The 17,965-nt window shown below is 71.4% G+C and carries 15 protein-coding genes and 2 pseudogenes; 8 read left to right on the top strand and 9 right to left on the bottom strand.

The features are described 5' to 3' along the window. Positions 1-174 precede the first annotated feature (174 nt). Positions 175-1,152, top strand: a complete 978-nt coding sequence (locus OG254_RS45595; RefSeq protein ID WP_405593650.1) for an NAD(P)-dependent alcohol dehydrogenase — start codon at positions 175-177, stop codon at positions 1,150-1,152. A gap of 46 nt (positions 1,153-1,198) precedes the next feature. On the opposite strand, the gene OG254_RS45590 is transcribed toward OG254_RS45595, so the two are convergent. From OG254_RS45590 to OG254_RS45580, 3 genes are all read right to left on the bottom strand, one after another. After that, positions 1,199-1,558 carry a cupin domain-containing protein gene (locus OG254_RS45590; protein ID WP_147998488.1) on the bottom strand — a complete coding sequence of 120 codons (360 nt, stop codon included), beginning with the start codon at positions 1,556-1,558 and terminating at the stop codon, positions 1,199-1,201. Between the two features lie 140 nt (positions 1,559-1,698). Beyond that, positions 1,699-2,676, bottom strand: a complete 978-nt coding sequence (locus tag OG254_RS45585; protein WP_405593648.1) for a pyridoxal-phosphate dependent enzyme — start codon at positions 2,674-2,676, stop codon at positions 1,699-1,701. Then, positions 2,673-3,503: a transcriptional regulator gene (locus OG254_RS45580; RefSeq protein ID WP_405593646.1), complete on the bottom strand. Its 831-nt coding sequence runs from the start codon at positions 3,501-3,503 to the stop codon at positions 2,673-2,675. The genes OG254_RS45585 and OG254_RS45580 overlap by 4 nt, the downstream gene beginning before the upstream one ends. Positions 3,504-3,696: 193 nt before the next feature. On the opposite strand from OG254_RS45580, the gene OG254_RS45575 reads away from it, so the two are divergent. The 3 genes from OG254_RS45575 (at position 3,697) to OG254_RS45565 (ending at position 8,010) form a co-directional block, all read left to right on the top strand. Further along, positions 3,697-4,869 carry an MFS transporter gene (locus OG254_RS45575; RefSeq protein ID WP_405593645.1) on the top strand — a complete coding sequence of 391 codons (1,173 nt, stop codon included), beginning with the start codon at positions 3,697-3,699 and terminating at the stop codon, positions 4,867-4,869. A 153-nt stretch (positions 4,870-5,022) separates the two neighbouring features. After that, entirely contained in the window at positions 5,023-6,786 is a 1,764-nt protein-coding gene (locus OG254_RS45570; RefSeq protein WP_405593643.1) for a beta-galactosidase, read from the top strand. A gap of 156 nt (positions 6,787-6,942) precedes the next feature. Then, complete coding sequence (locus tag OG254_RS45565; protein WP_405593642.1) at positions 6,943-8,010, top strand: LacI family DNA-binding transcriptional regulator; 1,068 nt, start codon at positions 6,943-6,945, stop codon at positions 8,008-8,010. Between the two features lie 88 nt (positions 8,011-8,098). On the opposite strand, the gene OG254_RS45560 is transcribed toward OG254_RS45565, so the two are convergent. From OG254_RS45560 to OG254_RS45540, 5 genes and pseudogenes are all read right to left on the bottom strand, one after another. Then, positions 8,099-10,078: a heavy metal translocating P-type ATPase gene (locus OG254_RS45560; protein ID WP_405593641.1), complete on the bottom strand. Its 1,980-nt coding sequence runs from the start codon at positions 10,076-10,078 to the stop codon at positions 8,099-8,101. A gap of 33 nt (positions 10,079-10,111) precedes the next feature. Beyond that, positions 10,112-10,588, bottom strand: a pseudogene (locus tag OG254_RS45555) (metal ABC transporter permease); the annotation flags it as partial. Then, positions 10,588-10,851: pseudogene (locus OG254_RS45550) on the bottom strand (metal ABC transporter solute-binding protein, Zn/Mn family); the annotation flags it as partial. The pseudogenes OG254_RS45555 and OG254_RS45550, both read right to left, overlap by 1 nt. A gap of 163 nt (positions 10,852-11,014) precedes the next feature. Then, positions 11,015-11,761, bottom strand: coding sequence for an SOS response-associated peptidase (locus tag OG254_RS45545; RefSeq protein ID WP_405593640.1), 747 nt, complete (start codon positions 11,759-11,761; stop codon positions 11,015-11,017). Between the two features lie 148 nt (positions 11,762-11,909). After that, complete coding sequence (locus OG254_RS45540) at positions 11,910-13,076, bottom strand: acyl-CoA dehydrogenase family protein (protein ID WP_405593638.1); 1,167 nt, start codon at positions 13,074-13,076, stop codon at positions 11,910-11,912. Between the two features lie 113 nt (positions 13,077-13,189). On the opposite strand from OG254_RS45540, the gene OG254_RS45535 reads away from it, so the two are divergent. From OG254_RS45535 to OG254_RS45520, 4 genes are all read left to right on the top strand, one after another. Beyond that, entirely contained in the window at positions 13,190-14,167 is a 978-nt protein-coding gene (locus OG254_RS45535) for a LysR family transcriptional regulator (protein WP_405593637.1), read from the top strand. A 75-nt stretch (positions 14,168-14,242) separates the two neighbouring features. After that, complete coding sequence (locus OG254_RS45530) at positions 14,243-14,791, top strand: phosphonopyruvate decarboxylase (RefSeq protein WP_405593636.1); 549 nt, start codon at positions 14,243-14,245, stop codon at positions 14,789-14,791. Next, positions 14,791-15,387, top strand: a complete 597-nt coding sequence (locus tag OG254_RS45525; protein WP_405593635.1) for a thiamine pyrophosphate-dependent enzyme — start codon at positions 14,791-14,793, stop codon at positions 15,385-15,387. Before OG254_RS45530 ends, OG254_RS45525 begins: the two co-directional genes overlap by 1 nt. 57 nt (positions 15,388-15,444) lie before the next feature. After that, a complete protein-coding gene (locus OG254_RS45520; RefSeq protein ID WP_405593634.1) occupies positions 15,445-16,323 on the top strand; it encodes a hypothetical protein in 879 nt (292 codons plus the stop codon). Between the two features lie 63 nt (positions 16,324-16,386). On the opposite strand, the gene OG254_RS45515 is transcribed toward OG254_RS45520, so the two are convergent. Continuing rightward, positions 16,387-17,952 (bottom strand): MFS transporter, encoded by a 1,566-nt coding sequence (locus OG254_RS45515; RefSeq protein ID WP_405593633.1) that lies wholly within the window; start codon positions 17,950-17,952, stop codon positions 16,387-16,389. Between the last annotated feature and the right edge of the window lie 13 nt (positions 17,953-17,965).

Below are 17,965 nucleotides of genomic sequence, written 5' to 3'. Positions count from 1 at the left end.
TGCTCAGCGATCATCCAGATCGGAAACCGATCGGTTTCCGATCACCAGAAGCGTAAACCGATCGGTTTCCTCAGGGCAAGGGGAGGGCCGGATCCCGGAGAAAAATCAGGGTCCGCCCCCGATGGTCCGCACCCGCGGGCTTTCATACGCTCGGCAGGAGCGGAGGGGGATCCCATGAAGGCAGTGATTCAGGACAGGTACGGCTCGGCGGACGCGCTCGAGTTCAGGGACATCGACAGGCCGGTGCCGGGCGCCCACGAGGTGCTGGTGCGGGTGCAGGCGGCCTCGGTCAACGCGTACGACTGGCACCTCATGCACGGCGACCCGGTGATCGGCCGCTCCATGATGGGGTGGCGCAGGCCCAAGGCGCCGGTGCGGGGCCGGGACTTCGCCGGGCTGGTGGAAGCGGTGGGGCCCGCGGTCACCGACCTCAAGCCCGGTGACGAGGTGTACGGGGAGGCCGACGGCGCGTTCGCGGAGTACGTGTGCGCGCGGGACAGCGAGGTGGGCCCGAAGCCGGCCAACCTGACCTTCGAGCAGGCGGCGGCGATACCTCTGGCGGGCAACACCGCCCTCATCGGCCTGCGCGACGTCGCCCGGGTGCGGCCGGGGCAGACGGTCCTGGTGAACGGCGCTTCGGGCGGCGTGGGCACGTTCGCCGTGCAGCTCGGCAAGGCGTACGGCGCCGAGGTGACGGCCGTGTGCAGCACACGGAACATCGACATGGTGCGGTCACTCGGCGCGGACCGGGTCATCGACTACACCCAGGAGGACTTCACCCGCGGCGACACGCGGTACGACGTGGTGCTGGACCTGGTGGGCAACCACTCGCTCGGGGAGTTCCGACGCGTGCTGACCCCCGCCGGGACGCTCGTCCTGTCCGGCGGCGGGGTGTACGAGGGCGGCAGCGTCGTCGGACCGATGGGGCTGTTCCTCAAGCGCCGGCTGGTGGCGCCGTTCGCACGGCCCCACCAGCTGCTGGAGATCTCCGCACGGCAGAGCAGGGCGAACCTCGCGGCGCTGCGGGAGCTGGCAGAGTCCGGGAAGATCACCCCGGTCGTCGAGCGGACGTATCCGCTGAGCGAGGCGGCCGAGGCCATCCGGTACCTGGAGGTGGAGCACGCGCGCGCCAAGATCGTCGTCACCGTGTGACGTGCCGACGCGGGGGCCGGCGGTCGGTTGCGCTGCGGGTCGGCGGCTACTTCTTCTTGCCGAACTCCCTCGCCGTCTGCCCCTGGAAGTCGTAGGCCACGACCTGCTCGTCGCCCACGACCCAGGCGTCGTGACCTGGCGTGCACACATAGACGTCGCCGGGGCCGATGTCGGTCTCATTGCCGTCGTCCATGCGGATGTGGAGGTGGCCCTGGAGGACGTAGCCGTTGTGGTGCATCTGGCAGGTCTTGGTGCCCGCGAGCGGGGCCACGGACTCCGACCAGCGCCAACCGGGCTCGAAGGTCGCCACGGCGAAGTCGAGCTCCGGCATGTGGACCGCTTCGAGGTGGCCGCGGGGGAAATCACGCCGCTCGTCGGGCTTGTCGAGCGTCTTCACTTCCAACATGACGCACTCCCTTCCGGCCGTGTCTCACCACGGCCGGAGCCGGTCTCCCCGGCGGCCCTGGACACCGCCGTCGGCGGCCGGCCTTCTACCCCTCAATCGTCCGCCTGTCCAGCCGGGGCCGCCAACCGGGGACCGCCCGCTCAGGCCCGGTTCCCACAGAGCTCGGCGAAGCGCCCGGCATCTATGTTGCCGCCGGAGATGATCACGCCGACCCGGGCCGGCAGCACGCCCGCCCGGCCGGTGAGCAGCGCGGCGAGCGGGGTGGCGCCGCTCGGCTCGACGACGATCTTCAGACGCTCGAAGGCGAACCGCATCGCGTCCCGGATCTCGTCGTCGCCGACCAGCGCGATCGCGTCGACAAGCCGCCGGTTCACGGAGAAGGTCAGCTCGCCGGGGGTGTGCAGGGCCTGCCCGTCGGCGATGGTGTGCGGCACGGGGATGCTGATGCGCCGCCCCGCTTCCAGGGAGCGCTTGGTGTCGTCCCCGGCCTCCGGTTCCACGCCGATCATCCGGATGTCCGGGTACAGCCCCTTGGCCACGGTGGCACTGCCGGCCATGAGCCCGCCACCGCCGACCGGCGTCAGCAGCGCGCCCAACTCCCCCACCTCTTCGAGCAGTTCCAGGGCAGCGGTGCCCTGTCCGGCCATGACGTGCGGGTGCTCGTAGGGCGGGATCACGGCGAGGCCCCGCTCGGCGGCCAGCGCCTCGGCGATCGCGACACGGTCGCCGGTGTAGCGGTCGTACGTGACGATCTCGGCGCCGTATCCCTCGGTCGCCGCCCGCTTCGACGGCGGGGCGTCCTCGGGCATGACGATGACCGCGGTGGTGCCGAGCTCCCGGGCAGCGAGGGCGACGGCCTGGGCGTGGTTGCCGGACGAGTAGGCGGCGATGCCGCGCGCGAGCTGCTCCGGGGACAGACGGGAGGCCGCGTTGTAGGCACCGCGGAACTTGAAGGCGCCGACTCGCTGGAAGTTCTCGCACTTGAGGAAGACCTCGGCGCCGACGAGCTCGTCGAGCGTGCGCGAGCGCAGCACCGGGGTGCGGTGGGCGACGCCCTTGAGCCGCGCCGCGGCATCACGGACGTCGTCGAAGGTGACCGGCGGGGTGGTGGTCGTCACGCGTGTCCTCCAGGGGATGTCTTGTCGGTGGCGGCAGGGTCTGTCGCGGACCCGTCTGCTGTCGTGGATCGGTCTGTCGCGGACCGATCCGTGACAGCAGTGCTTGCCGAGGCGGCTCGGTCCGTCGCCGCCTTGTCCGTTACGGCTCGATCCGCCCCCGCCCCCGCGACCTCCGCCCTCGCCTGGGACAGATAGCTGTAGGCGGAGGCGCGGGAGATGCCCAGCCGGGCCGCGACCTGCTCGATCGCGCGCCGCACGGCGAACACGCCCCGCTCGTCGAGGCCACGGAACAGCTCCAGGCGCTGGACGCGGTCGAGACCGGCCCAGCTCCCGTTCTGCCGGAGCTGGTGGGCGTCGAGGATGGCGTCGACGACGGAGTCGATGTCATTGCCGAAGGTGGTGACCGGCACGTCGGCCGGGGTGGCGCCGAGGCCGGCGAGGGCGCCGAGCAGGGCGTGGGCGTCGTTCACGGCGGTGACGTCGAGGTTGACGCAGAGGGCGCCGAACACGGTGTCCGTCGAGTCCCGCAGCACCATCGTGGACGCCTTGACCAGCTTGCCGCCTCGGGTCCGGGTGACGTAGTTCAGCTCGTCGCCCGCCCCGTCGCCGCGCGCGACGATCCGCATGCCGATCTCGCTCATCGCCCCGCCCACGGCACGCCCGGTCACCGAACCGGCCACGGCGACCACGGACTCCTCGGGCCGCCGGTAGTCATGCAGGACGACCTCGCACATCGGCCCGAACGTCGCCACGAGCCCGTCGGCGACCGGCCTCAGCGCCGCGACGATCGCATCCCGCTCCGCCTCCAGGGCCTCATCGGCCGCCATCGCCCACTCCTCTGCCCGTCCGCGCTCGACACGACGTTCACCGAGCCGCTCTCTAGACTACTCGTCCAGCATCTGTACTACCAGTCCAATTCAGCCCAACGGCGATCCATGCCCTAGAGCGACCCGCAGCCCACGGTGGAGCACGGCACAAATCTTGACGGGCGCCGCAATGTTACCGGTAACATTCATCGTCATGACGCTGACGTCGGCACGTTCGCACCAACGGGTCTTCAGCCCCGCCGCCGTGGTCGCCTCGTGCGTGGGGTTCGTGCTCATCGGCGCCCTCCAGGCCTTCTACGGCCCTGCGATTCCGGCATTCCGCGAGGAGTTCGGCCTGTCTCCGTCGGCCGCGGGGCTCGGGCTGAGCGCGCACTTCGTCGGCGGAGTGGCCGGGGTGCTGCTCTTCGACCGGCTCTACGGCCGCGTCGACAACCGGCGGATTCTCGGCGCCACCTATCTGCTCATGGCCGTCGGCGCGGCCGGCTTCGCGCTCGCGCCCAACTGGCCGGCCGCCCTGGCCATGGCCCTGCTGGCCGGACTCGGCTTCGGCGGTGTCGACTACGGCCTCAACCAACTCTTCGCCGTCGGATTCGGCCACCGCTCCACGGCCATGCTCAACATCCTCAACGCCCATTTCGGCATCGGCGCGATCCTCGGCCCGGCCCTGATCGGAACCGTGGGCGCCACGCACTACCCCGCGGTCTTCCTCGGCTTCGCGCTGGTCAACCTGCCGCTGCTGCTGTGCCTGCGAGGCGTGCGCGGCCGGGCGACGCAGCCGTCCGAGGCGGCCACCGAGTCGCACGGCGGCCAGGTCCTCGCCCGCAGTCTCGGCTCCGTGCTCGCGGTGTTCGTCGCCCTGTACGTCCTGCACGTCGGCATCGAGGCCGGCGTCGGCGGCTGGGAGCCGACCCATCTTCAGACGGTCGGCTACTCGGCCGGGGTCGCCGCCACCGCCACGTCCGTGTACTGGCTGATGATGACCGTGGGCCGCTTCCTGGTCGCGCCCATCGCGCTACGTTTCTCGGCGCAGGCCATCATCGCGGTCTCGTGCGCGGGCATGACGGTCTGTCTGTTGCTGGCCGCGGTGCCGGGGCTGGCCCCGTACGCCTACGCCGGTGTCGGCCTGTTCATCGCGCCGATCTTCCCCACCGGACTGCCCTGGCTGCAGCGCGCCGCCCCGCGGGCCCGCCGGTCCGGCGCCCTCGTCATCGCCGCCTCCATGGTCGGCGGCGTGGTGGCGGGCCCGGCACTCGGCAAGGCCATCGAGTGGTCCGGCACCCGAAGCGTCCCTCTGCTCCTGGCGGTGGTCTCGGCGCTCTGCCTGGCCTCGACCCTCTGGCTGATCCGCACCACCCGAACGCGCTGACCTTGACCAACGGACTCGCTGACCCGCTGACCGCTGACCCGCTGACCGGCACGACGGGGACCCGCTGACTCACTGAACCGGCGCCCCACCGACCCGCATCATCAGGCCCCGCGCCCCGCGCCCCGCTCCTCCGAACCGAAGGGAAGTCTCCGCATGCCCGCTCTGACAGTGTCCTCCGACGGTTTCCTGCTCCACGGTGAGCCGTTCCGGATCATCTCCGGCGCCATGCACTACTTCCGGATCCACCCCGACCAGTGGGCCGACCGGCTGCGTAAGGCCCGGCTGATGGGGCTCAACTCGGTCGAGACGTATGTGCCGTGGAACCTGCACCAGCCCGATCCCGAGGGCCCCCTCGTCCTCGACGGCTTCCTCGACCTGCCCCGCTATCTGAGCCTCGCCCACGCCGAGGGCCTGCACGTCCTGCTGCGTCCGGGGCCGTTCATCTGTGCCGAGTGGGACAACGGCGGTCTGCCCGCGTGGCTGATCGCGGACCCGGACATCCGGCTACGCTCGGGCGATCCGCGCTTCACCGGGGCGTTCGACCGCTACCTCGACGCACTGCTGCCCCCGCTGCTGCCGCACATGGCCGCGGCGGGCGGCCCGGTGATCGCGGTGCAGGTGGAGAACGAGTACGGCGCCTACGGCGACGACACCGCGTACATGAGGCAGCTCGAAGGGGCCTTCCGGGCCCGGGGTGTTGAGGAGCTGCTCTTCACCTGCGACCAGGCCGACCCAGCGCACCTGGCCGCCGGAACCCTCCCCGGCGTCCTGGCGACCGCCACTTTCGGCATCCGGGTCGAGCGGAACCTCGCGGAGCTACGCGGGCACCAGCCCGAAGGTCCCCTGATGTGCGCGGAGTTCTGGATCGGCTGGTTCGACCACTGGGGCGGTCCGCATCATGTGCGGGACGCGGCCGACGCCGCCGCGGACCTGGACCGTCTGCTGTCGGCCGGTGCCTCGGTCAACATCTACATGTTCCACGGCGGCACCAACTTCGCCTTCACCAACGGCGCCAACCACAAGCACGCCTATGAGCCCACCGTCACGTCCTACGACTACGACGCGGCGCTCACCGAGTGCGGCGACCCCGGCCCCAAGTACCACGCCTTCCGCGAGGTCATCGCCCGCCACGCCCCCGCCCCCGACGAGCCCGCACCGGCACCCGCACCCAAACTCCCGCCCACCACGGTCGAGTTGGACCGCCGGGCACCACTGCTGACGCACGTGAAGGGTCTCGCCGAGCCCGTCCGCACCGAGAACCCGGCGACGATGAACGAACTGGGCCTGGACACCGGTTACGCGCTCTACCGCACGACCTTCGACACGGCCGGCGACGGCCTGCTGCACTTCGCCGGCGGTGTCGGCGACCGCGCCCAGGTCTTCGTCGACGGCGCCCCGGTCGGCGTACTGGAACGCGAACGGCACGACGAGAACCTGCCCGTGCGCGTCCCGCACCCCGGCGCTTCACTGGAGGTCCTCGTCGAGAACATGGGCGGCGTCAACTACGGCCCCCGCATCGGCGCCCCCAAGGGCCTGCTCGGCCCCGTCACCTTCAACGGCCGCCCCCTGCACGACTGGGACTGCCACCCTCTGCCCCTGGACGACCTGAGCGCGTTGTCCTTCACCCCCGCCGAGAAGCCCACGGCCGTCGAGCCCGCCTTCCACCACGGCACGTTCGACGTCGGCACCCCGGCGGACACCTTCCTCGCCCTGCCCGGCTGGACCAAGGGCCAGGCCTGGATCAACGGCTTCCACCTGGGCCGCTACTGGAACCGCGGGCCACAACGCACCCTCTACGTCCCCGCCCCGATCCTGCGCCCCGGCGCCAACGACCTCGTCCTCCTGGAACTGCACGCCACCACCGGCACCCGCGCCCGGCTCACCGACACCGCCGACCTCGGCCCGGAGATCGACTGATGACCGTGGGTCCGCGGTCGCCCCTGGCCGTCAGGGCGGGCTGAGGGGACGCCGATGAGGGATTCCGCCCCGCCGGCCTGCCTATGCTGGGGGATCTGCCGGGGCGGATGCCGCCGCCGTGACGATGACGATGACGATGTCGAGGGAACAGCGATCATGACCCGAAGCTCCGCCGACGACTCCGCTCCCAGGGGGCGCAGCAGACGGAACTTCGCGGGCTCGCGCCCCGTGATGGACGACGTGGCCAAGCTGGCGGGGGTCTCCAAGCAGACCGTGTCCCGTGTCCTCAACGACCAGCCGTCGGTGCGGGCGGAGACCCGCGAGACGGTGCTGGGCGCCATGCGGGAGCTGGGCTACCGGCCGAGCCGCAGCGCCCGTTCGCTGGCCAGCGGGCGGACCCGGATGGTCGGCGTGATCTCCTTCGACGCCGCCCGCTACGGGCCCGCCGCGATCCTGACCGCGATCAACACCGCTGCCCAGAAAGCCGGTTACCTGCTGAGCTCGATCGCGCTGGACACGGCCGAGCCCGGCACGGTGGTCGAGGCGGTGAACCGGCTGTCCGCCGAGGGCGCGGACGGAGTGATCGCCATCGCCCCGCAGCTGTGGGTGGGCAAGGCCCTGGCGGACACCCGGCTCGACACCCCGCTGGTCGTACTGGAGAACGGCCTCGACGCCGACACCCAGCAGGTCACCGGCGACTCCCGGGCCGGGGCCCGCAAGGCCGTCGAGCATCTGCTGGGCCAGGGCCACCGTACGGTGTGGCACCTCGCGGGCCCGACCGGCTGGACCTCGGCCGATCAGCGGCTGGGCAGCTGGCAGGCCTGTCTGGAGGCGGCGGGCGCCGAAGTGCCGGCTCCGCTGATCGGCGACTGGAGCGCCGACTCGGGCTATGAGCTGGGCCGACAGCTGGCCCGGCGCCCGGACGTCACGGCCGTGTTCGCCTCCAACGACCAGATGGCCCTCGGCCTGCTGCACGCCCTGCACGAAGCCGGCCGCTCCGTCCCCGGCGACGTCAGCGTCGTGGGCTACGACGACATCCCCGAGGCGGCGCACTTCCTTCCTCCGTTGACCACCGTGCGCACGGACTTCGCCGAGATCGGCACGCGTTCGCTGCGGCTGCTGCTGGACCGGCTCGACGGCTCCGACGAGCCCTCCCGGGCCGACTCGCTGGTCCCGGTCGACCTGGTCGTCCGCCGCAGCAGCGGCCCGGCGCCCGGCCCGTAACGAACTCGCCGGACTACGGCCGGACGTCACCTGTGGGCGCGATCGCCCGACCGCCATGTCACCGGGCGGACCGACGACCGCTCCCCCGTCACCCGCTCCCCTCTCCCACCGCCCGTTCCCAGGCCGCCTCCCGCAGCAGGCGCAGGCCGTTCAGTCCGACGAGGACCGTGGAGCCCTCGTGGCCCGCGACGCCCAGCGGCAGCGGCAGGGTGCCGGCCAGGTCCCAGACGACGAGGCCGGCGATGCACACCCCGGCGATGACGAGGTTCTGCACGACGAGCTTCCGGGCGCGGCGGGAGAGGGCGACGGTGGCGGGGACGGCGGCGAGTTCGTCGCGGACGATCACCGCGTCCGCGGTCTCCAGGGCGAGGTCGGAACCGGCCCGGCCCATGGCGACGCCGATGTGGGCGGCGGCCAGGGCGGGCGCGTCGTTGACGCCGTCTCCGACGACCATCACCTTGCGGCCCGAGTCCTCCAGCTCCCGCACAGCGCCCAGCTTGTCCTGCGGCAGCAGCCCGGCGCGCACGCCCTCGATGCCGGCCTCGGCGGCCAAGTGGGCGGCGGCCCGGGGGTTGTCGCCGGTGAGGAGGGTCGGTGCGGTGCCGGTGAGGACGGTCAGGGCGGAGACGGTGGCGGCCGCGTCGGGGCGGAGCCGGTCCGCGATGCCGAGCACTCCGGCGGGACTGCCGTCGACGACCACGAGGACGGCGGTACGGCCGGACTCCTCCAGTTCCCCGGCCAGCACCGCGCCCGCGGCCTCGGGGTCGGCGAGCAGCCGGGACGGGGCGCCCACCTGGACCGTACGGCCCCGGACGACGGCTCGGACACCGACCCCGGGCGCGGACGTGAAGTCCCGGGCGGCCGGCAGGTCGAGGCGCCGCTCGCTCGCGGCGGCCACCACCGCGCGGGCCAGCGGATGTTCACTGGGGTGCTCGGCCGCCGCGGCGAGGGTCAGCAACTCGTCCTCCCCCAGGGCGCATTCGGGCAGCGGCCGTACGTCGACGAGCCGCGGTGTGCCCTCGGTGAGGGTGCCCGTCTTGTCGAGCGCGACGGTGTCGATCTGGCCGAGGCGTTCCATCACCACCGCCGACTTCACCAGCACGCCGTGCCGGCCCGCGTTGGCCATGGCCGACAGCAGCGGCGGCATGGTGGCCAGGACCACCGCGCACGGCGAGGCCACGATCATGAAGGTCATGGCGCGCAGCAGCGCATCGGAGAACTCCGCGCCGAACGCGAGCGGCACCCCGAACACGGCGAGCGTCGCGGCCACCATGCCCAGCGAGTAGCGCTGTTCGACCTTCTCGATGAACAGCTGCGTGGGCGCCTTGGTCGCGGACGCCTCCTCCACCATGCGTACGATGCGGGCGATCACGGAGTCGGAGGCGTCGCGCTCTACCCGCACGCGCAGGGCGCCGGTGCCGTTGAGGGTGCCCGCGAAGACCTCGTCGCCCGGCTCCTTCGCCGCAGGCATGGGTTCGCCGGTGATGCTCGCCTGGTCCACCTCACTGGCGCCGTCCAGCACCCGCCCGTCGGCTCCGAGGCGCTCGCCGGGCCGTACGAGGATGGTGTCGCCGACCGCCAACTCCGCCACGGAGAGGGGCTGTTCGGTGCCGTCGGGGGCGATGCGGGTGGCCGTGGCGGGGGCCAGGTCGAGCAGGCCGCGCACCGAGTCGGCTGTGCGGGCGGTGGCGAGCGCCTCCAGGGCACCCGAGGTGGCGAAGATGACGATCAGCAGGGCGCCGTCCATCACCTGCCCGATGGAGGCGGCGCCGAGCGCGGCGACGACCATCAGCAGATCGACGTCGAGGGTCCTGTCCTTCAGCGCCTTGAGCCCCTCCCAGCCCGGCTCCCAGCCGCCGGTGGCGTACGCCAGCGCGTACAGCGGACCCCAGATCCAGGCGGGCACTCCGGTCAGCTGGAGGGGCAGCGCGAGCAGGAACAGCGCGGTGGCGGCGCCGGCCCAGCGGACCTCCGGCAGCGACAGCAACCGGGTGCGCCGCCGGGGCACGGCTGCGGCGGGCGCGGACGCGGCGCGGTCGGCCGAGGGCGGGGTGAACGTGGCAGTCATGCCCCCACCATAGAGGAACAAATGAAGACCCGTTCATGTCTTCATGTCAGCGACGCGGGTCCGATACCCGCCGACCCGTCTGCACACGAGGTAGATCCCGAACGAGATCGTGGTGACGTACGGGCTGATGGGGATGCTGCTACCCAGGGCCGGCAGAATGCCGCCCTCGATGGAAGCCACGGCGAACACCACGCTCAGGACGGGCAGCAGCACCGGTGAGGCCGTGACCCGGGCCGCGGCCGCCGCGGGTGTGACGACGAGGGTGAGGACCAGCAGCGCGCCGACGATCTGGACGGACAGCGCGACCGCGAGCCCCAGCACGACCATGAAGGCGAACGACAGTCCCCGCACCGGCACGCCCCGCGCCTCGGCCACCTCCGGGTCGGCACTCGCGAAGACGAGCGGTCGCCACATGACCGCGAGCGCGACCAGCACCACGGCCGACGTGCCGAGCAGCCAGGACATCTGTGGGGTGTCGACGGCGACGATCTGCCCGGTCAGCAGGCCGAAATGACGACCCTCGCCTTGGACAGGGCCAGCTGATTGCGGGTGTTGGCCTCGTAGGAGTGCGGGTCCTGGTCGGGGTCGCTGATGATCGAGGTGACCTGGACCTTGCCGCCACCTATGCGCTCGGCCATGTCCCCGTAGACGTCGGTCGAGGCGACGACCGGGATGGCGGCGGCCGCGGCGGGGCTCGGCGCGCCGGTGTCCGACGAAGCGCCGCAGCCCGCGAGGAGGAACAGACAGGTGCCGGTTATCAGGGGTGCGAGCAGTCACGGCGAGGGCGCGGGCATGGGTGCCTCCGAGCAGGGCGAATGGTCCGCCGAGCTCGATCCGTCCCGGCTTCGGCTCCACGCTAGATGAAAACGGATGTCAAAAACGCGCCCTCGGCAGACCTCTGGGCCAACCCTTACCGAGCACTCACCTTTGCGGTGGTCAGGGGGCGGGGACCTCGTCCAGGAGCTGGGGCCCGTTGTTGCTGACGCTGTTGACGGCGGGTGAGACGGGTCGGGCGTCGAGGCGGCCGTCCGCCGGCATGGTGAGCAGGGCGCGCAGATCGTCGGTCGACTGGTGGTGGGGGTCGAGCCAGGCGTCGTAGTGGTCGGGGGTGAGCGCGAGCGGCATGCGGGGGTGGATGCGGCCCGCGGCGTCCGTGGCATCGGTCGTGATGATGGTGCAGGTCAGCAGCCAGGCGGCGGGGTCGTCGCCGTCCTTGACCGCCGGGTCGCGCCAGAACTCGTACAGACCGGCGAGGGCCAGGACCTGCCCGTCCCCGGGGTGGATGAAGTACGGCTGCTTACGGACCTTGCCCGACGTGGCGTCCTTGACCTGGTCCCACTCGTAGAAGCCGTCGGCCGGCAGCAGGCAGCGGCGCTTGACGAACGCGCGGCGGAAGGCGGGCTTCTCGTGCACGGTCTCCACGCGCGCGTTGATCAGCCTCGCCCCGATCTTCACGTCCTTCGCCCACGAGGGCACCAGGCCCCAGCGCAACGGCCGGAGCCGGCGCCGGGCCGGGGCGTCCTCGTCGGCGCCGCGCGGGGCGCGCTCCAGGACCGCCCATACGTTGTCGGTCGGGGCCACGTTCCAGCTCGGCGCCAGGGTCTCCTCGGGGTGCCACTCGGAGACCTCGAACAGCTGGGTCAGGTCCTCGGGGCTGCGGGTGGAGGCATAGCGGCCACACATAGGGCCACTTTGCCACGGTGTGGGGTGGGGGGCCTGACGAGTTGGGCGGGGTGGGGTGGCGGGTGGGCTGGGCGTGTGACGGGATGGACGTGTGACGGGGTGGGCGTGTGACCGTGGCCCGGGTGTCTGACACGGCGGCGCGGCCGGCCTAGGCGTCGAGCCCTCCGCGCTTCACCAGCTGGCTCGCGATGACGTTGCGCTGGATCTCATTGGTGCCCTCTCCGACGATCATCAGGGGCGCGTCCCGGAAGTAGCGCTCGACGTCGAACTCGGTCGAGTAGCCGTAGCCGCCGTGGATGCGGACGGCGTTGAGGGCGATCTGCATGGCCGTCTCGGAGGCGAAGAGCTTCGCCATCCCGGCCTCCATGTCCACCCGGCGTCCGGCGTCCGCCTCACGGGCCGCGTACAGGGTGAGCTGGCGGGCCGCGGTGAGGGAAGTCGCCATGTCGGCCAGGTAGTTGCCGATGGACTGGTGCTGCCAGATCGGCTTGCCGAACGACTCGCGTTGCTGGGCGTAGGCGAGCGAGTCCTCCAGGGCGGCCCGGCCCACGCCGAGGGCGCGGGCGGCGACTTGGAGGCGGCCGGTCTCCAGACCCTTCATCATCTGGGCGAACCCTTGCCCCTCCACTGCCCCGAGCAGTGCGTCCGCCGGCGCACGGTGGTCCTCGAAGGACAGCTCGCAGCTCTCCACGCCCCTGTAGCCGAGCTTGGGCAGGTCGCGGGAGACCGTCAGGCCCGGCCCGTGTTCGACCAGGAGAACGGACATGCCGCTGTGCGGCGGGCTGGCGTCCGGGTCGGTCTTGCACAGCAGGGCGATGAGCCGGGAGCGGCGGGAGTTGGTGATCCACGTCTTCGCACCGTTCACGAGATAGCCGTCGGCTTCCCTACGCGCGACGGTACGCATCGCCTGGAGGTCGGATCCGCCGCCCGGCTCGGTCAGCGCCAACGTCGCCCGGACCTCGCCGGTGGCCATCCGAGGCAGATGGCGCCGCCTCTGCTCCTCGGTACCGAAGTGCAGGAGCAGCTTGGCGACGACGGTGTGCCCGCCCATCGCACCGGCCAGGCTCATCCAGCCCCGGGCCAGCTCCTCGGTGACCAGCACATAGCAGGGCGTGGAGACGGGCGTGCCGCCGTACTCCTGCGGGACGGCGAGGCCGAAGACGCCGAGTTCCTTCATCCGCTCGATGAGGGCCTCGGGGTAGGTGTTGGCGTGCTCCAACTCCTGGACGACGGGCCTGACGTCCTTGTCCACGAAGTCGCGCACCGTCCTGACGACGAACTGCTCGTCCTCGGACAGGATGTCGAGGGTGCTCATGGTTCTCCTTGGGGTGTACCCGCCGGATCTTCATCATGGTCGCTCATGACATCATGCGTGAAATAACAAACGCTGATGCCAGCATGCCCGGTGCGGATGGCGGTGGAACAGGCATGGACGTCAGACAACTCAAGGCGCTCGTCACGGTGGCCGAGGTCGGCAGCGTCACCCGGGCCGCGGAGTTGCTGCACCTCGTACAGCCGGCCGTGACCCGGCAGATCCGCACCCTGGAGCAGGAACTCGGCGTCCCGCTCTTCGAACGCACCCGGCAAGGCATGCGGCCCACCGAGGCCGGGACGATCATGGTGGACCGGGCGAGGCGCGCCCTCAACGAGCTGGAGCGGGCCCGCGCCGAGGTGCAGCCCACGCCGGGGGCCGTCACCGGCATCGTCACCGTCGGTCTGCTGGAGAGCAAGGTCGACCTGCTGGCCGCGCCCCTCGTCTCGGCCGTCGCGCAGAACCACCCCGGCATCGAACTGCGCCTGATGACCGCCTACTCCGGGCATCTCCAGCAGTGGCTGGACGACGGCGACCTGGATCTGACGCTGCTGTACAACCTGGACAGCACGCCGTCGCTGAACGCCCGTCCGCTGGTACGGGAGCAGTTGTGGGCGGTCGCTCCGGGCGAGGCCGGTCTGCGGGCCGATCGTCCGGTCCCCTTCGTCGAGGCGGCGGCTCATCCGCTCGTCATGCCGGCGCCGGGCCATGCCCTGCGCGCACTGATCGACGCCGCCGCGGCGCGGGCGGGGGCCGCCATGGACATTGTCGTGCAGACCAACTCCATGCGAGTGCAGAAGCAGCTCGTCCTGGCCGGGCACGGCTGGACGATCCTGCCGGGCATCGGCATCGCCGAGGACGTCGTGAACGGCACGCTGAGCGCGGCGCCGCTGTGCGATCCCGACGTGTGGCGCTCGATCGTGCTCGCCACACCACGCTCCGGCCGGACGCCGCCCGCCGTGGAGGTGGTCGCCCGCGAACTCGTACGGCAGATCAACACGGCGGTGGGTGAGGGCAGATGGCCTTCTGCGGAGCCGCAGCCACAACCACAACCACAGCCACAGCCACAGCCACAGCCACAGCCGGACGCGTAGCCATACGGGCGGCGCATACCGGCATCACGCATTTCTATTTCTCAACGCCATCCATCAGTGCCCATGATGAGTGGCATGACCGTCACACCCCCAGCACCCACACCCGCACCACCCACCTGGCAGCAGGACATCCTCGTCGCCCTCAAGAAGCGCGACGTCCGGCAGATCGCCTACGTGCCCGACGCCGGGCACTCCTACGTGATCCGTGAGGCCCAAAGGGACCCCGACATCCAGGACGTCGTCCTGACTACCGAGGAAGAAGGCGTGGGTGTCGTCAGCGGGGCCTGGCTCGGCGGGCAGCGGGCGGTGCTGCTGATGCAGAGCAGCGGGGTCGGTAACTGCGTCAACATGTTCTCGCTGCTGGAGGCGTGCAGGTTCCCGTTCCTGACGCTGGTGACCATGCGGGGCGAGTACGCCGAGTTCAACCCGTGGCAGGGGCCCATGGGCCGTACGACCCGGCAGGCACTGGAACTGATGGGCATCACCGTCCTGCGCGCCGACAGCCCCGACGAGGTCGGGGAGACCGTCGAGGCCGCCCTGGACTCGGCGTTCGGGGCGGGCGAACGGGTCGCCGTGCTCCTCGGGCAGAAGCTGATCGGCCGCAAGAAGTGGGAGCGCGACTGATGCCCACCACCGCTGACGTACGACTGGACCGGCGCCGCTTCGTCGCCGACCTGATCGGCCACCTGCCCGAGGACACCCTGATCGTGTCCGGGCTCGGTTCGCCCAGTTACGACGTCTTCGCCGCCGGCGACCGGCCGACGAACTTCTACCTGTGGGGCGCGATGGGCGCCGCGGCCCCGATCGCCCTGGGTCTCGCCCTCGCCCGGCCGGAGCACCCCGTCGTGGCCGTCACCGGCGACGGCGAACACCTCATGGGCATCGGCGCGTTGGCCACGGTCGGCGCCCAACTCCCACCCAACCTCACGCTCGTCGTGCTCGACAACGCCCACTTCGGCGAGACCGGGATGCAGCCCAGCCACACCGGCCTCGGCACCGACCTGGTCGCCGTCGCCCGGGGCTTCGGCATCCGTGACACCGTCCGGATCACCGACCCGGCCCGGACCGAGGAGCTCGCGGCCCGGATCACGGCTCGCGCGGGCACGACGTACGCCCAAGTCCTCATCGCCACCGACGAGCCACCGCGCGCCTTGCCGCCCCGGGACGGCGTCGCGAACAAGAACGCCTTCCGCGCCGCACTCGGCCTGAGCACGTTCTGACGTACGGCGGGCACTCCCCCGGCCCGACCGCTCCCTCACTCAGGAGGCAGCCAGCCCATGTCCGCCCCCCTCGCCCCTCTCGCCTCCTACGTGGAGTCCTGGAATCCGCAGCCGGTCGCCGACGAGGACGCCCTGCCGCCCGGTCCGGTGGCCGCCCTGTCGGCGCTGCTGGACCTGCCCTCCGCGGCCGGGGAGTCCGGTGATCCGCTGCCGCCGCTGTGGCAGTGGCTGTACTTCCTGCACTGGCCGGCCCAGCGCGCCCTCGGCCCCGACGGACATCTGCGCGACGGCCGCTTCCTGCCGCCGATCCCCGAACGGCGACGGATGTTCGCCGGCGGCCGCTGCGAGATCTCCGAGCCCCTGCGGCTGGGCGAGCCCGCCGAGCGGGTCAGCAGTCTGGCCGCGGTCACGCCCAAGCAGGGGCGCAGCGGGGAGCTGCTGTTCGTCACCGAGCGGCAGGAGTTCCGTCAGCGCGGACGTATCTGTCTGGTCGAGGAGCAGGACATCGTGTACCGCTCGGGCGACGGCGCCGCCGCGCGGCACCAGCACCCTGCCACGCTCGACGACACGGTCGTGGCGCGGCCAGAAGGCTCGTGGCGGCTGCGCCTCCGGCCGGACGAGACCTTGCTCTTCCGATTCAGCGCACTGACGGCGAACGCCCATCGCATCCACTACGACACCCCCTATGTGCGCGAGGTGGAGAACTATCCGGGGCTCGTCGTCCACGGCCCGCTGCTGGCCCTGCTCATGCTGGAACTGGTCCGCAGGAGCGCGCCGGAGCGACCGATCCGTTCCCTCACCTACCGGCTGCACCACCCGGCGTTCCTCGGCGAGCACCTCCTCGCCGACGGCGTGCCCGCCGACGGCCACGCCCGGCTCCACATCGCCACCCACCGCGAGGCCCGGCACGCCACCGCCGAGGTGTCCTTCGCCTGAGCGGCCCGGGCCGAGCAGAGCGGGCGCGTGATGCGCCCGCTCTGCTCGGCCGACGGGGTCGGGTCAGCCCTCTGAAGCAGTCCGGGCTTCCTCCTCGGGGTTGGCTTCCTGGGCCGCGTCCGGCCTGGGCGGTGTCGTGAACAGGCCGCACAGGACGGTCGCCGCGACGAGGACGCCGGCCGAGACCAGGAAGGTGGTGTGCATCGCGTTGGTGAAACTCGTCGCGAAGGCTTCGTCGCCCAGGCGCTGGAAGAGGGCGGTCTCACTGACGCTGAGGCCCGAAGGAGGGCTGGGCGGGCTGAAGTTCCCGGCGCTGTCGGCGGCGGCCAGGAACTTGTCGCGCAGCTCGGAGGGCAGCTGAGTGGCTTGCTCCTGGGCCGCGTTCGGGAGACCGGCGTTGATCCGGGCGGACAAGAGCGCGCCGAGTACGGCGGTGCCGAGGACGCCGCCCATCTGGCGGGTCGTGTTGGAGACGCCGGAGGCGGCGCCGGCCAACTGGGGGTTCACGCCGTCCATGGTGGCCTGTTGCAGCGGCGCGAACGTGGCGCCACTGGCGATGCCGATGATGATCAGACCAGGAAGCAGGCTCCAGGCATTGCTGTCGGCGTCGGTGGAGGCGACCAGGACGAGCAGGCCGACCGTGAGCAGCGCGAGCCCGGCCATGAGGACGTACTTGCCGCCGAACTTGTCGGACAGCCGGCCGGCGTAGGTGGAACCGACCGCGGTCAGGATGGCGTTGGGCAGCATGACCGCGGCGGTTTCCAGCGCGCTGTAGCCGCGGGCCGTCTGGAGATACAGCACGAGGACGAAGGCGATGGCGATCATCCCGAGCTGGAAGATGAATCCGACGCCGTTGCCGACGGAGAAGTTGCGGGCGTTGAACAGGGCCAGCGGCATCAGGGAGTCGGTCTTGCGGCGGTGTTGCCACAGGACGAACAGCACCAGCAGCACGACGCCGGCGATGATGACCGAGCTGATGCTGATCGGCCCGCTGATGGTTCCCCAGTCGTAGCGCTCGCCCTCGATGAGGCCGAAGACGATGCCGGTGAGGCCGGCGGTGGCCAGGGCGACACCGGTCAGATCGAGGCTGCTGCTGCGGCCGGGCCGCATGACGGGGACGTACCGCACGGCCAGCAGGGCGGTGACGATGCCGATCGGCACGTTGATGAAGAAGATCCAGCGCCAGCTGAGGTGGGCGAGGAGGAAACCGCCGACGACCGGGCCGACGATGGGGGCGAAGCCGACGATCGCGCCGAAGAGCCCGAACGCTCGGCCGCGCAGCTGGGGCGGGAAGATCGTCAGAATCGTCGAGATCACCTGGGGGAACAGCAGTGCCCCGCCCAGTCCTTGGAGCACGCGCGCGGCGAGCAGCCAGTCGGGGGTGTCGGCGAGCCCGCACAGGGCCGAGGCCACGGTGAAGAGGGTGATGCCGACCAGGAACAGCCGCCGGTACCCGTAGATGTCGCCGAGGCGCCCGGTGGTGATCAGCAGCACCGAGAAGACCAGCATGTATCCGTCGATGATCCACAACACCTGGTCGTACGAGGCGTCCAGGCCGTGGATCAACGTCGGGATGGCGATGTTGACGATGCTTCCGTCCAGCAGCGCCATGAAAAAGCCGATGCACATAATGGCCAGGACC

Source organism: Streptomyces sp. NBC_01092 (genome assembly GCF_045039535.1).
Lineage (GTDB): Bacteria > Actinomycetota > Actinomycetes > Streptomycetales > Streptomycetaceae > Streptomyces.
This window is presented reverse-complemented; position numbering and strand designations above follow the sequence as displayed.

Coding starts and splice junctions, on each gene's coding strand:
- OG254_RS45595 (WP_405593650.1), top strand. CDS start 175: ATGAAGGCAGTGATTCAGGACAGGTACGGCTCGGCGGACGCGCTCGAG.
- OG254_RS45590 (WP_147998488.1), bottom strand. CDS start 1,558: ATGTTGGAAGTGAAGACGCTCGACAAGCCCGACGAGCGGCGTGATTTC.
- OG254_RS45580 (WP_405593646.1), bottom strand. CDS start 3,503: ATGGCGGCCGATGAGGCCCTGGAGGCGGAGCGGGATGCGATCGTCGCG.
- OG254_RS45575 (WP_405593645.1), top strand. CDS start 3,697: ATGACGCTGACGTCGGCACGTTCGCACCAACGGGTCTTCAGCCCCGCC.
- OG254_RS45570 (WP_405593643.1), top strand. CDS start 5,023: ATGCCCGCTCTGACAGTGTCCTCCGACGGTTTCCTGCTCCACGGTGAG.
- OG254_RS45565 (WP_405593642.1), top strand. CDS start 6,943: ATGACCCGAAGCTCCGCCGACGACTCCGCTCCCAGGGGGCGCAGCAGA.
- OG254_RS45560 (WP_405593641.1), bottom strand. CDS start 10,078: ATGACTGCCACGTTCACCCCGCCCTCGGCCGACCGCGCCGCGTCCGCG.
- OG254_RS45545 (WP_405593640.1), bottom strand. CDS start 11,761: ATGTGTGGCCGCTATGCCTCCACCCGCAGCCCCGAGGACCTGACCCAG.
- OG254_RS45540 (WP_405593638.1), bottom strand. CDS start 13,076: ATGAGCACCCTCGACATCCTGTCCGAGGACGAGCAGTTCGTCGTCAGG.
- OG254_RS45535 (WP_405593637.1), top strand. CDS start 13,190: ATGGACGTCAGACAACTCAAGGCGCTCGTCACGGTGGCCGAGGTCGGC.
- OG254_RS45530 (WP_405593636.1), top strand. CDS start 14,243: ATGACCGTCACACCCCCAGCACCCACACCCGCACCACCCACCTGGCAG.
- OG254_RS45525 (WP_405593635.1), top strand. CDS start 14,791: ATGCCCACCACCGCTGACGTACGACTGGACCGGCGCCGCTTCGTCGCC.
- OG254_RS45520 (WP_405593634.1), top strand. CDS start 15,445: ATGTCCGCCCCCCTCGCCCCTCTCGCCTCCTACGTGGAGTCCTGGAAT.
- OG254_RS45515 (WP_405593633.1), bottom strand. CDS start 17,952: ATGTGCATCGGCTTTTTCATGGCGCTGCTGGACGGAAGCATCGTCAAC.